10 protein-coding genes, 1 tRNA gene and 1 pseudogene are annotated in these 13,944 nt (G+C 42.6%); 6 read left to right on the top strand and 6 right to left on the bottom strand.

What is annotated here, in order from left to right:
* The first annotated feature begins 11 nt into the window (after positions 1–11).
* Together ACEN82_RS19745 and ACEN82_RS19740 are read left to right on the top strand one after the other, a co-directional pair.
* Positions 12–2,459: a bifunctional YncE family protein/alkaline phosphatase family protein gene (locus ACEN82_RS19745; RefSeq protein ID WP_413322007.1), complete on the top strand. Its 2,448-nt coding sequence runs from the start codon at positions 12–14 to the stop codon at positions 2,457–2,459.
* 372 nt (positions 2,460–2,831) lie between these two features.
* Positions 2,832–4,013, top strand: a complete 1,182-nt coding sequence (locus ACEN82_RS19740) for an acyl-CoA dehydrogenase (protein WP_413322008.1) — start codon at positions 2,832–2,834, stop codon at positions 4,011–4,013.
* A 280-nt stretch (positions 4,014–4,293) separates the two neighbouring features.
* Here ACEN82_RS19740 and ACEN82_RS19735 read toward each other — a convergent pair whose 3' ends face one another.
* Positions 4,294–5,208, bottom strand: a complete 915-nt coding sequence (locus ACEN82_RS19735; RefSeq protein ID WP_413322009.1) for a PfkB family carbohydrate kinase — start codon at positions 5,206–5,208, stop codon at positions 4,294–4,296.
* A 316-nt stretch (positions 5,209–5,524) separates the two neighbouring features.
* On the opposite strand from ACEN82_RS19735, the gene ACEN82_RS19730 reads away from it, so the two are divergent.
* A tRNA-Asn gene (locus ACEN82_RS19730) sits at positions 5,525–5,598 on the top strand.
* A gap of 155 nt (positions 5,599–5,753) precedes the next feature.
* Here the strand turns inward: ACEN82_RS19730 and ACEN82_RS19725 are convergent.
* From ACEN82_RS19725 to istA, 5 genes and pseudogenes are all read right to left on the bottom strand, one after another.
* A complete protein-coding gene (locus ACEN82_RS19725; protein ID WP_413322010.1) occupies positions 5,754–7,445 on the bottom strand; it encodes a recombinase family protein in 1,692 nt (563 codons plus the stop codon).
* Positions 7,446–7,712: 267 nt separating this feature from the next.
* Positions 7,713–8,948 carry a hypothetical protein gene (locus ACEN82_RS19720; RefSeq protein WP_413322011.1) on the bottom strand — a complete coding sequence of 412 codons (1,236 nt, stop codon included), beginning with the start codon at positions 8,946–8,948 and terminating at the stop codon, positions 7,713–7,715.
* Positions 8,949–9,080: 132 nt separating this feature from the next.
* Positions 9,081–9,829, bottom strand: a pseudogene (gene istB, locus ACEN82_RS19715) (IS21-like element helper ATPase IstB).
* 20 nt (positions 9,830–9,849) lie between these two features.
* Positions 9,850–10,398 carry a Mu transposase domain-containing protein gene (locus ACEN82_RS19710; protein ID WP_495644006.1) on the bottom strand — a complete coding sequence of 183 codons (549 nt, stop codon included), beginning with the start codon at positions 10,396–10,398 and terminating at the stop codon, positions 9,850–9,852.
* Positions 10,355–11,383 carry an IS21 family transposase gene (gene istA / locus ACEN82_RS19705; RefSeq protein WP_495644005.1) on the bottom strand — a complete coding sequence of 343 codons (1,029 nt, stop codon included), beginning with the start codon at positions 11,381–11,383 and terminating at the stop codon, positions 10,355–10,357. Before istA ends, ACEN82_RS19710 begins: the two co-directional genes overlap by 44 nt.
* Between istA and ACEN82_RS19700 the strand changes: the two genes are divergently transcribed.
* The 3 genes from ACEN82_RS19700 to ACEN82_RS19690 all read left to right on the top strand — a co-directional run bounded on the left by ACEN82_RS19700 (position 11,382) and on the right by ACEN82_RS19690 (position 13,825).
* On the top strand, positions 11,382–11,678 hold the full coding sequence (locus tag ACEN82_RS19700) for a hypothetical protein (protein ID WP_495644004.1): 297 nt from the start codon (positions 11,382–11,384) through the stop codon (positions 11,676–11,678). The two genes, istA and ACEN82_RS19700, sit on opposite strands and share 2 nt — an antisense overlap.
* A 534-nt stretch (positions 11,679–12,212) precedes the next feature.
* A complete protein-coding gene (locus ACEN82_RS19695) occupies positions 12,213–12,959 on the top strand; it encodes a type IV toxin-antitoxin system AbiEi family antitoxin domain-containing protein (protein WP_413323107.1) in 747 nt (248 codons plus the stop codon).
* On the top strand, positions 12,959–13,825 hold the full coding sequence (locus ACEN82_RS19690) for a nucleotidyl transferase AbiEii/AbiGii toxin family protein (RefSeq protein ID WP_413323108.1): 867 nt from the start codon (positions 12,959–12,961) through the stop codon (positions 13,823–13,825). The genes ACEN82_RS19695 and ACEN82_RS19690 overlap by 1 nt, the downstream gene beginning before the upstream one ends.
* The last annotated feature ends 119 nt before the right edge of the window (positions 13,826–13,944 follow it).

Here is a 13,944-nt window from a genome sequence, read left to right as displayed (position 1 = left end):
ATCATTATCTTATGTCACTAAAAAAAATGCTCTGCCTAATCGTTTTGCTGCTTATCTGCAACAGGTTCGTTCGGGCGCAAGACCTTGCCGCTATTGAAAATAAACGGGTAAAATTGCCCAATGGGTGGTCATTAACGCCTGTTGGCAAGAGCCTTCCCCTGGGCGATCTGCCGCTGAATATCGCGGTGAGCAAAAGTCATCATTATGCCGCGGTTACCAATAATGGGCAGAGTGTTCAAACCATTCAGCTTTTAGACGCACGTACAGATCGTGAACTGGACAAAGTACTGATCAGCAAAGCCTGGGGAGGCCTGGTTTTTAGTGCAGACGAACAATCACTCTACGCTTCGGGAGGTGACAATAACTGGATTATTCGTTACGCCATCAATAATGATAAGCTGCTGGCGGCTGATACCATAAAACTGGGCGAAGCATGGAGCAAAAAGCCTAATTCGGCGTCCATTTCACCTACCGGGCTGGCGCTTGACGATAAGCGCGGTGTTTTATACGTGGTTACCAAACTGGATAACAGCCTGTACCTTATCGATCTCAAAACAAAAACAGTCATGCGGCAGGTTAAATTGGGCACAGAGGCTTATACCTGCCTGTTGTCGCCCGATATGTCAAAATTGTACATCAGTCTTTGGGGTGGCGATAAGGTAGCTGTATTTGATACAAAAGAAAATAAACTCACAGATGCAATTGCGGTAGGGGATAACCCCAATGACTTGTGTATTTCCCGGAATGGAAAATACCTGTATGTAGCCAACGGCAACGACAATACAGTATCGGTAATTGACGTGCGCAAAAGTAAAGTACTTGAAACCCTGAACACGGCAGTATCACCTACGCAGCTTAGCGGTACCACCAGTAACTCGGTAGCCCTGAGTAAGGATGGCAAAACATTATACATTGCCAATGCTGATAATAACTGCCTGGCCGTGTTTAATGTAACAAAGCCAGGTGCCAGTCAATCGCTTGGTTTTGTGCCCACGGGCTGGTATCCCAGCGTTGTGCGTGTTATTGATGATAAGTTGTACGTAGCCAATGCTAAAGGCTTTTCGTCGCTGCCTAATCCGCATGGGCCTAACCCCGCAGCCAAAAGTCAAACCGTTGTACTGCATGGAGGCGATCCGTTCAGGCCCGCGCGTACAGAATATATCGGCGGCGGTTTATTAATGGGTACTTTGAGCATCATCCCCACGCCAACAGACAAGCAACTGGCGGTTTATTCGCAGGCAGTAGTTCGTAATACACCTTATCACCGGGAACAGGAAACAGGGGCTTATAGCGAAGAGGGCAATCCCATTCCGGCTAAAGTAGGAGCTGCATCGCCAATAAAGTATGTTTTTTATGTTATCCAGGAAAACCGGACCTATGACCAGGTACTGTCAGATATGCCGAAGGGCAATGGCGATACAAGCCTGCTGCTGTTTGGCAAACGGATTACGCCCAATCACCACGCTTTGGCCGAAAACTTTGTGTTGCTGGATAATTTTTATGTAGACGGCGAGGTTAGCGCCGACGGGCATAACTGGAGCCTGGGCGCGTACGCTACTGATTATATGGAAAAAAACTGGCCTACCAGTTATGGCGGCCGCGGTCCGGGTGCTGTAGGCCTCACTGCAAAAAATAAGCTCTACATCTGGGACCAGGCCAACCGGTTCAACGTAACTTTCCGTACTTACGGCGAGTTTATCAATGCAGATAATACGCCGCAGATACCTATCCTGAAAGACCATTTTACAAAAGCCTATCCCACCCGCGACCTGCGTGACCCTGACACCTTGCGGTACCAGGCCTGGGAACATGATTTTGACTCGCTGATGCACAACAATGCCTTGCCGCGGCTAAATACCATCCGGATGCTATCAGATCATACGGAGGGCACCACTCCGGGCAGGCCGACACCCTTTGCCCATGTGGCGGATAATGATCTTGCTGTTGGCCGGCTGGTGGAGCATATCAGTAAAAGCCCGATATGGGAAAACAGCGTGATTTTTATACTTGAAGATGATGCACAGAATGGTCCTGATCACGTTGACGCTCATCGTTCGCCTGCCTATATGGCGGGGGGATTTGTAAAACGTAATTTTGTTGACCACACCATGTATTCCACTTCGTCGGTTCTGCGTACTATCGAGCTGATTCTCGGGCTGCCGCCTATGACCCAGTATGATGCATCGGCTACAGCCATGTGGCGTTGTTTTAATAAAACGCCCGATACCAAACCATTTAACAGCCTGCGTTCAAATATTAACCTTAATGAACTTAATCCTAAGGGCACAAAGCTTGCAGCAATGGCCAGGGGGCTTGATTTTTCGGCAGTTGATCGGGTACCCGACCAGATCATGAACAACATGATATGGAAAGCGATTAAAGGAGAAAATACAATTGTGCCCACGCCGGTACGGGCAGCCTTTGTAAAGGCCGTTCAAAAAGCAGACGATGATGATTAACATAAGAAAAGCCTGATAAGGATGAATGAAAAAATTGTCCAGTCATTTTTATCAGGCTTCCCGCCTCATCAGAGGTTGGAAGATTTAAGTTAGCTCATAAAAATTGACGGTATTTCACCTGCAAAGTGATTTACCACCTGGCCTGTCGGTTGACTTAAAGCTTCAAAAGCCCCGATGGAACTGCCAGGTTAGTCCCTCCTCCAACAATTCCTGAAAAATATTTTTCATCAGTTTCCTCTCCCCCGAAACCACTCTATTTTAACTAAACCTATAATTCATACCCAATACCAAACTGTTCTTGATTTGCAGGCTTTTACGGGCAAACCAATCTCGTTTTTTATGCGTTATTTTGTAGTAACCAATTATAAATGTATGGATACTTTGTTAACCGATACCCCCTCAACAGGTGGGTATGATTTTGCTATGAACGAAAATCAGCAAATGGTTGGCCAGATGGCCAAAGACTTTGCCGAACGTTATATCAAACCTCATGTAATGGAATGGGACGAAGCCCAGGTTTTCCCTATCGACTTATTTAAACAATTGGGCGAGCTTGGCATGATGGGCGTTTTTGTGCCCGAACAATATGGCGGCTCCGGTTTCGGATATTTTGAATATGTAACCGTGATCAGTGAAATAGCCAAAGTTTGCGGTGCTATAGGTTTATCAGTTGCCGCCCATAATTCACTTTGTACGGGACATGTCCTTGCCTTTGGCAATGAAGAGCAAAAGCTGAAATGGCTGCCCAAACTGGCCACTGCCGAATGGCTTGGCGCCTGGGGATTAACCGAGGCCAACACCGGTTCGGACGCGCTGGGCATGAACACCACCGCCGTTTTGGATGGCGACCATTATGTAGTGAACGGCTCAAAAAACTGGATAACCCATGGTAAATCGGGCGATGTGGCGGTAGTGATGGTGCGTACAGGGAACAAGGGCGATTCGCATGGGATCTCGGCGCTGGTGATTGAAAAAGGTACGCCGGGTTTTACTCATGGCAAAAAAGAAAACAAGCTGGGTATGCGTGCCTCAGAAACCACGGAGCTTATTTTTGATAACTGCCGTGTGCCAAAGGAAAATTTGCTGGGTGTTGAAGGAGAAGGCTTTAAACAGGCTATGAAAGTGTTAGACGGCGGCAGGATCTCGATAGCGGCGCTTTCGTTAGGGATTGCAAAAGGTGCTTTTGAAGCGGCGGTTGCTTACGCCAAAGAACGCCGCCAGTTTGGGCAACCCATTGGTAATTTCCAGGGGATAGCATTTAAACTGGCCAATATGGCTACCGAAATTGAAGCAGCCGAACTGCTGATCATGCAGGCAGCCGATCTGAAAAATCGCCACTTGCCGGTCACAAAACAATCGGCTATGGCCAAATATTTTGCCTCAGAAACGGCAGTGCGTACGGCCACAGAGGCTGTTCAGATCTTCGGAGGATACGGTTATACCAAAGATTTCCCTGTTGAGAAGTTTTATCGTGATGCCAAACTTTGTACCATAGGCGAAGGCACGAGTGAGATCCAGAAGATAGTGATTAGCAGGGAAGTGTTGAAAGGATAGGGAACCCGGTTATTCTGCCTGTAGTTATTGATTTACAATTATATTATTTGTAAACCCTCTGTATGTAAAACATATAGAGGGTTTATTTTTTGTATTTTAGAGATTCTTCTGAACATACTCTAAAATGCTTTATAAAAGTTCTTTTTTGTAGAGACGCATCACATGCGTTTCTCATAGGGCAAGCTGCTTTTAAGAGCGTTACTATTCATCTTGAATTGCAAAGGGAGACGCATGTGATGCGTCTCCACATTAAAAAAATTGATGTTTTTAAGCAGCTATCTTACAATTCAAATTTAGATAAGCCTACAAACTCCTGGATCCGGGCGGCTATTTCCTCTTCGCTAAGGTTTCTTAATCTTTCTGAACCAAATTTTTCAACACAGAATGAAGCCAGGGCCGAGCCAAAAATGATGGCGTTTTTCATGTTGTTGAAATTAATAGTGCCTACTTTGGCCATGTAGCCAATAAAGCCACCTGCAAAAGTATCGCCCGCGCCTGTGGGGTCAAATACTTCAGCCAACGGAAGGGCGGGGGCACTAAAGATCTTATCTTCATGGAACAGCAATGCACCGTGCTCGCCTTTTTTAATGATAATGTATTTAGGGCCCATGGTTAATATTTTGCGGGCGGCTTTAACCAATGAGAATTCGCCGGATAACTGGCGGGCTTCGGCATCGTTAATGGTTAACACATCCACCAGTTGGATGGTTTTTAAAAGCTCATCACGGGCAATATCCATCCAAAAGTTCATGGTGTCCATTACAATAAGCTTAGGACGGTTTTTAAGGCGCGCTATAACAGTTTGCTGCACTTGTGGAGAAAGGTTGCCCAGCATCAGGTATTCGCAGTCCTGGTAACTGTCAGGGATAATTGGATCGAAAGCTTCCAATACATTAAGCTCAGTTACCAGGGTATCGCGGCTGTTCATGTCGTTATGGTAACGCCCGCTCCAGAAAAATGATTTCTCGCCCTGTTTTACCTGCAGCCCTTCGGTATTAACGTTGTGCTTTTGAAGGTCCTCAATCTCGTGCTGCGGAAAATCATCGCCAACAACCGCAACAATTTTTATTTTATCATAAAAGTAAGAAGCGCCCAAACTTGCAAAGGTTGCAGAGCCGCCTACTATTTTATCGGTTTTACCAAAAGGGGTTTCAATGGCATCAAACGCCACAGTGCCAATAACTAACAAACTCATGTAAAGATATTTATATTTTTTGCCGCAAATATTGTGAAAATTAAGGGATAATCATTCATTGATGCCGGTTTGCGATGCCAATTTTCATTGGAGAAAACATAAATTAACCAGTTTCAGAAACCTGGCGGCGGAAAAAAGGGGCTCTGCAGAAAGAATTGCCATCGCTAAAAAAATGCCGCAATGTGTCTTTGGATTTTAAGTAGCACGTAATCAGGGGCTAAAAAAGCCTGTGAAAAATATTTTAAATTTTTTTTAATAAAAATTGTGAAATATCCGATGAGTTTTTACCTTTGCCCCACTCCAAACCGGATTAGATTCCTGAGTAGCTCAGCCGGTTAGAGCATCTGACTGTTAATCAGAGGGTCGCTGGTTCGAGCCCAGCCTCAGGAGCTTAAGGAAACGCAAATATCACGCGTTTCCTTTTTTTATGCCCGTAACTTTTTGGCAATAAGATAGTTAGCCAATTCTAAAATCGGTTCGATAATTTCCTTTAAGATTTACCCTTTCATTGACTTCAAACCTCAAAAATGCTGATTCTACGTAATCTATGCACTTTTTCTGCGGTTCGATTTTTCGTTAAAGGTTGAAGCACTTTCTGAGTCATCCAGGCTGTTGTAGGCAGTAGCGATTTGATACAGAAAATTCAGTATAGTAGATGCCTCTTCATCATCTACTTCAATCTCGTTTTTGGCTAATATGGCCACTGCTCTTTTTATAGAAACTCCCTTGTCTTTAAAATTACGTGGCGTGTAGATTGTTTCCTTTATCTGAAAATATTTTGATTCTTTTTGTATTAATATTTTTGACAGGGTTTTATTTAAGATCAGGGAAAAATCTCCTGTATAAGTATCGATACTGGATGGTTGGATATGATTGATGATATGCTTTTTATCAGCAATGTCCAAATTTGAGAATTTCTGAAAGATTTGTGTAATCGGTCTATTTGCAAATTTCGACTGCCTATCAATACTTTTTAGTTTATTAATAACGGTGTCCAGTTCCTTTTGAAGATATCCGGTACTTGTTCCGTGTTCTTTTTTTATTTCCCTGTAGTCATCATATTTCAGCACATCAGTTACAAATAGCTTTCGAGCTTTGGCTATAAATAGTTTTTGCTCGTCCATTTGTTTCAACAACAATTGGCGCTCGCTCAAATAATCGATTTTCCGGATATTAATATTGATATCATCCAAAATTAGGGAAAACAACTCAACAGCTTTAGGTGACAGCGCCAGGTGTTTGAGTTTGTTTTTATAGACGTTATTGACTGCATCTGCTTTGAATCTTATTTTACATTTGCTTGAGCAATGATAATAAGGATATTTCTTATGTCTACCCTGAGAGTAGCTTCCGCAAAGTTTACGGCCACAAACCGGGCATATCAAATAGCGTTTAAGCGGGAACAGGTCATTGGAATCCGTGCGTTGCCCCACAAGTCTTTTCTTTGTGTTAACGATGTCTTGTACTTCGTCAAATAAATTCTCCGGTATGATCGCTTCATGCAATCCCTTTATTAATTGTACCTCTTCCAGACTGGATTTGAGCCTGACGAAACCACAGTAAACAGGGTTGCGAATTAGTTTCCAAAAATTGGCTCGCGAACATTGTACACCTTTAGCGTTAACCATTTTTCTAACTTCTTCCACCCGGTATAAATTTTTTGAAAGAAGTTGAAAGGCCCATTTTACAATATCAGCTTCGGGTTGTTTAGGAACAATACGTTTTCTACCATCCAAATCTGCTGAGTTAGTATATCCTAATGGTGCTTTGTTAGGATATCTGCCCATTTGTTTGGCTCTGCGGATACCATTAGCTGTGTTTAGTCCTCGTCGTTCGTTCTCGGCTTCAGACATCGATAAGTAAATGGAAAAAATGACCGTGTTTTCTGGGATAGAAAAATCGATAGGTTGATCAATCGCCGCTACTGTTGTATTATACTCACGCAGCAAACCAATCATCTCGTAAGCATATCCGATGTTACGACTAAAACGGTCCCATTTCACAAATAAGATATTGTTATCCTCTTTTGCCTTCTGTGCTTTGATTAGCGCAATTAACTTTTTCCATTCGGGCCTGTTGAAGTTTTTAGCCGAGTGATCTTCCCGAAAGATGCCTTTGACTGCTATCCCATTATAATGGCAATATTTTAATAGCCGATCCTCCTGTTCAGGAAGCGAATAGCCTTTTCTTTTTTGTTCGTCTGTACTGACTCGGATGTATAAATAAGCTGTTTTCATAAATTAGTATGTTTTTTAATTTGAACATCTAATTTACTTAACGAATAGGACTGTTTATTCAGGTGCTATCTTGTCACATAAGCTTCGTTACGATTATAATAAATAGTTATCTAGTGTTGGTTATTAATATCAAGATATAGCTTGGCACTAAAAGAATATCATTTATTTGTTGTCTTAAATGAAATTTTCAGAAAAAAAAGTTGATGCCAGTTAAAATGAGCAGAAGATTGTGAGTGGTTGAGTTAGTTCGGATGGGCAACTGTATGATTAGGGGTTATTTTCTATATATAATTGTTTGAATTGGTGATTTCCGAGTATTACTAACTTATTTACAATGTTGTTGGCGGCCTCTTTTTCACCGTTTTCATATAACATCATAATTAAAGATTTAAGCTGATCGATGTGATAAAAAGTGTTGTAATTTAATTCTTGGGAAAGGCTCGCTGTTTGCTTAATTGATTCTGTATTTTTATTTAACCTAATGAGTTGTTTGATAATGAAGTCGCCACGTCCATGCGTAAGATCAACGTTAAGCGTTTCTTTTAAAACTTGGGCTGTGCGCGTGTCCAATGTCTGGAATGCGGTGATAAATCGAACAATGCCTTTTAAAGGTTCGCGATCTTCATCGTTGGCTGCACCAGAAAAAAGTTTCAATAGATGTTCCCAAATTTGTGTGAGCTTTGTTGTAAGCCTGAGGTGTTCATCGCCTTCCAGATCGTATATTGATTTTGCTTGGGTGTTGAGAAATTGAACGAGGGAACGGGCATATTGTATCGGGTAACGGTCGATTAGTTTATAGAGGAAAGTATTTTTATAGTTCACCTCATAATCCCAAAAATAAAATGCAACAAAATGCCGTAACAAGCCCTGCTGATAATGAAGGTCAATGATATTTTCATCCAGCGCGCGCTGGTAGTGTGGTTGCATTAGTGGGTAGTATTCGCCGGAGATAGGTTTGCCAAACGCCACACCAGCCATGAATGCTGTCCAAGGTAGTTTAACTAACTTTTCATGCTCTGTAATTTCATTTTTTAGCCAGGCGTCATCCAAAAACATAAATTGAGATAGATACATGCCTTGTAGCGTATAACCATCAAATATTTCCGGCTGTAGTTTGGCAGCAAAAGCAGTTTTAAGATTCGGTGACCAATTTTGCCCTCTTAGCGGTGCATTGGCGTCGCGGGCAGTTTGTAAAGAACAATCCAGAACAGCGCGGAGGACTTTGCCTTGGGTGGTATTAAGCGAAGACATGACGAAATCCGGGGTGGGTTCGTTTGGAACGTGCTCATTTTTAGTTAGGCTTGCCGCCAATGTTTCTACGATTTTGATTGCCTGTTGTAAATCATCTTTATCAAAACCAAGTGTTTCGTTACGGGTACCTTCTGAAATTAGATAGGCAATTTGGCCGGCAACAATATCTCGGGAGGTTCGCATATCATCTTGTGCCGTGAGCTTGTCAGCAATAAAGTCAGGATGCTGAATATAAGCGATGGTAAAAGCCAAGACTTGCTGTATATTATGGAGATAGTGACCACCCTATTTCGGGCCAAATTGACCCAGGGGTTAGCTGACTTTTGGGTTGCAGCAAATGCTATAAAAGCACGTACAAAAATAGTTATTTAAAAGGTAATTTCATTAGTGGCTGTTTTCCGGTTCTACGTTACGTTTTCTTCTCATAGATTCTCCCTTTAGCTCGATACGGTGTGCATCATGAACGATCCGGTCCAGGATAGCATCAGCAATCGTTTTTTCACCGATCACCTCAAACCATTTACTGACCGGCAGCTGCGAAGTAATGATCAGCGAGGTCTTTCCGTGCCTGTCTTCAATGATCTCCATTAGTGCCGCCCTATTTTGTGCATCAAATGGCTGGATACCAAAGTCGTCGAGTATGAGCAGTTGCTGGCGTTCGATCTTAGCCAGCTCTTTCATATAGGAGCCGTCGGCCTTGGCCATCTTGAGCTTGGCAAATAGTTTGGGCGTACTGGTGTACAATACCCGGTAGCCCAATACACAGGCCTGGTAGCCCACAGCAGAAGCAATATAGCTTTTACCGATACCTGTACTCCCGGTGATCAGCAGGTTCTCGAAGCGGTCAACAAACGTACAATCCGCCAGGCGCATGATCTGGTTGCGGTCAATACTTCGGTCAGCATGATAGTGAACATCTTCAATTGAAGCTTTATAGCGGAACCGGGCATATAGGATGGTGCGTTCAATACGCCTGTTCTGCCGGTCGTCCCATTCTGCATCTACCATAGGTGGGCCAGCAGTTCATCTGCCGTGTAATCGTTTGTTTTACCGGTTTCCATGCTGCTTTTAAAGGCATGGAACATGCCGAAGAACTTCATCTTCCGCAGTTTGTCTAAGGTGCTTGTGTTCATGTTATTGTTGTTTTAAATGGTTATTTGTAATAGTCTTTTCCCCGGATATTACCATGATCAGGCATGGGCAGCTCATCGGCAAATATGCTTTCCTCATAGTTGTCCATCTTGTTTTCCAATATGGTTTGTATCGTTTTATAGCTATAAAGGCCATAACTGAGCCCTCGCTGACAGGCCATTATTAACCGGTCGTTCCCTGCTTTTTTTGCAAAGCCAAGTACTCCCTGGCAGGACTTGTAAGCCTGTTCGGGGTGTTGTTTACGCTCCAGTATCTGAAGGATATATAACCTGACATCCTCGTGGATGGAGGCCGCCCAATTGAGGAACATATCTGGCGTCCAGTCGCTTTTGAAGCGGTGGGCACTGGCCATGTGTTCTTTGTCGGTCGTATAACCATAGGGGTTCTTTTCGCGCGGGTGCAAAGCGATACGCTCATAATTGGAGTAGATCTCTACAATGGTACGGGAATATAACAGCTTAACCCGCTTGCCAATAAAGCGGTAAGGCACACTGTAATAGTGCTTATCAGGGCCGAGATTGACATGGCCGTTTTTGATCACCCTTAGCATAGAAGTGCTTTTTGAACTGGTAACGCAATACCGGCAGCGGTGCTAGTGTCTGGCGCTCGATCTCTTCAAACTGTAGTTTCCTGCTGTAATTGCGCCCCTTGAGCAACTGGCTGTTATGAACTTCCAGAGCTTGCCGGATCGCCGTATTGAGTTCTGATAAAGAATGATAGATATGCTTGTTTAAAGGGGCGTATACCTTGGTATAAATGATCTTAACGGCGCCTTCTACTAATGCCTTGTCACGCGGGCGGTACGCCCGCGCTGGTAATATGGTAGTCCCATAATGGTCGGCGAAGTCCTCAAACGTTTCGTTAAGGGTTGGTTCATAGCGGCTGCTTTTGGTTACAGCCGCTTTCAGGTTATCCGGTACAATGGCGGCAGGAACGCCGCCGATAAAGTGCAAAGTATTCTCGCAGGCCGCGATAAAGTCTTCCTTTTGCTGGCTCATAACAGCCTCTACGTAGGTGAGCTGGCTGGCACCAAGGATTGCTACAAAGACTTCTACTTCAATGACTTCACCGGTTTCCTTGTCCGTATAGTTCATCTTTTCACCCGCAAAATCGACGTATAGCTTGTCCCCGGCCTTGTGATCCATGTGCATGGTCGGGTTGACCCTGGTCTTCCATTGGTTGTAATACGTGCAAAACTGGGTATACTTATAGCCGTCGGGAAACTCTTTGATATAAGCTTCCCACAGGAGCTGCCGGTTCATGCCAGTCTTTTTGAGCTCTTTATCGACGTGTGGAAAGCAGCGCAGCATGGATTGCATACGGCTGCTTGGCTGGTTGTTTTCCCTGGTCTTGCCGAAAAGGTCTTCCAGTTCCTTATCATTCAGGTTATTAACTTCTTCAAAGGTAAAGCCGCTCTTCTTAAGGACCGCCAGGTACTTTCTTACGGTATTCCGGGATGATTCAATCTGGGCAGCTATAAATCGCGTGCTGCGACCCTGGCTGTTCATCCTTAAAATCTTTCTAATCTTACTCATGCTGATTGTCAAATTGGCCATCTTAGAACGGGTCTTTTGCCCTCAAAAGATGGTTGCTTCTACAGCATTTGCTATGCGTTTTGGTGGGTCAGTTTGCCCCGAAATACCATGGTCAGTTTGCCCCGAAACAGTGGGTCAGCTTGCGCCGAAATGGTGTGGTCTCATTCATCATAATCTCCAAACCAAAATAAAGGGGTTAATTGAGGCAAATATTGAAAAAATTGCTTCGGAGTTGGGTCATCGAAACAATACAGAAGGCAAGATTATGGCATTATCACAGCCAGTCTTTCTGTAAGGCCCAAAACAAACTTTACAAAGTTTGCTATCTTGCGGGCTGCAAATTATATTGCAAATATAATAATAGGTTACTAATAAATTTCAGTAAAATTATTGTAATGGTAAATTTTGTGTCAATTTATTTTAATATCACTCCAATTTAAAACCGATATAAATAAGTTATTTAAAAAGCTAGGTCAAATAATAGGGATGTCTGGGGTCAGATGCTAAAAAAACTAAAATCGGACTTTTCAGTCATGGTTGTTTTGTAACTATACTCGCTGGCTATGTGGCAATTGCCCTATCACCCCTATGAGGTTTCTTTTGCCCCTATAGAAGGTGTAATATATCGCCTGAGTAACAAGCAGTCACAAAAGCGGCAGCTTATTATCAATGACTTCTCTAAATAATGTTTGGTATTTAAAAGAACTTTGTATATTTACTTTTAATGTAACGATAAGACCCATTTTTTAGGTCTTATAATGACACTAGAAGTAATATGGCACATAGCGTTTACATATCATCCAACCTTACGCAGCAACAACTTGAATTTATGAAGTTGCTGGATGACTATGAAATTGAGCTATTTCAATTTGATGAAATTGAGGGTCAAATCAATAGAAAATTTGCTAACCTCAATGAGGTTCTTGAAAATTTAGTTCATAAAGAACTGCTTTCCCGAATAGAACGGGGGAAGTTTTGCAAGGCTAATTTCCGGGATGAAAATGTGATCGGCACGTTTGTGGTAAAAAACAGTGCAGTTGCTTATTGGTCGGCTTTAAATCTACACGGGTTAACCGAGCAATTTTCTAACACAATATTTATCCAGACCACGCAGAGGAAAACCGATAAGGCCCTTTTAGGAACCTCTTATAAATTTGTCACAATAAATCCTGGTAAGCGTACTGGCATTATGTACAACGGCTATGGCAATACAAAATATCCTATAACGGATATTGAAAAGACCATCATAGACTGTTTCGATCAACCACAATATTCCGGTGGTTATGCTGAACTAATAAGGGCTTTATCTCAGGCAGAAATTACTGCTGATAAGATGATCAATTATTGCCGACAAGTTGGCAATAATGCTGCTACTAAAAGAATAGGTTTTTTGGTAGAGCTATTTGAAAAGCCGTTGATGGATAAATTTATTGATTTCGCAAAAGAACAAATCAATGATAAGTATAACCTTTTTGATCCGCAGGGAACAGAAAAAGGCGAATTTGTAGCAAGTTGGAGGCTGAGATTAAATATCAGCAAAGATGAATTACTTAATCTAATAGACAAACAATATTAATGATACTAAAGAAGGAAATAGAGAAAATTGCGCTGCATGAGAATGTATCCCGTAGTACGGTGGATAAGGATTGGGTATTAGGTCATTTCATTGATGCCATATTCTCTATCCCATTATGCCGGGATAGTCTCGTATTTAAAGGCGGCACTTGTTTGAAAAAGTGTTATATACCTGATTATCGATTTTCAGAAGACCTCGACTTTACGTCTGTAAACCCTGACTTTGTATTAGACCGGGAATTATTACGGGAAATAACCGAACTGATAACACAAAGGACAGAAATTCCTTTATTTATTGATTATATAAAAGAATTGAAACATAAGGACATGCCTACCGGATATGCAGCGATCATTAAGTTTTGGGGTGCAGATCATTTAAAGAACCAGGCACCACCTCCCCCGGAAAGATGGGCAACCAGTGTAAAAATAGAGATCATTCTATATGAAAAAATGCTATTTCCGGTTAGCTTTCGGCCTATAACACATACGTATTCTGATAAATTGGCTTTGGCGGATCAACCCATTCCCTGTTATGATTTGCAAGAAGTAATGTCAGAAAAATTGAGAGCGTTAATACAACGTTCCTATTCTGCACCCCGAGATTATTTTGATATATGGTATCTATCCCATAAGCTTACAGCTGTTGAATGGCCAGTAATAGTTGGTGCATTTCATGAGAAGATGAAATTTAAAAATTTGGAATTTACCGGCATAGACCAATTTTTAAATGATGATGTAGATAAAAAACTTACAGGAGCCTGGAAAAATAGCCTTGCTCATCAAATACCACATGAACAATTGCCGCCATACAATCAGGTGAAAGAAGAGTTATCATTGCTGTTTAAAAGAATATTTAATATCAATTGAAGCCAAGTGGCTGCGGCAGGTGGCTTCATTGCACCACGCGCTACCGCGCCGGGTTCCATTCCGCCGCCAGCCTCGCCGCCCTTGCAGGAATGAAATTCGCTATCGCTCACATCATACCT

The sequence above is a fragment of the Mucilaginibacter sp. Mucisp73 genome, assembly GCF_059491465.1.
This window is presented reverse-complemented; position numbering and strand designations above follow the sequence as displayed.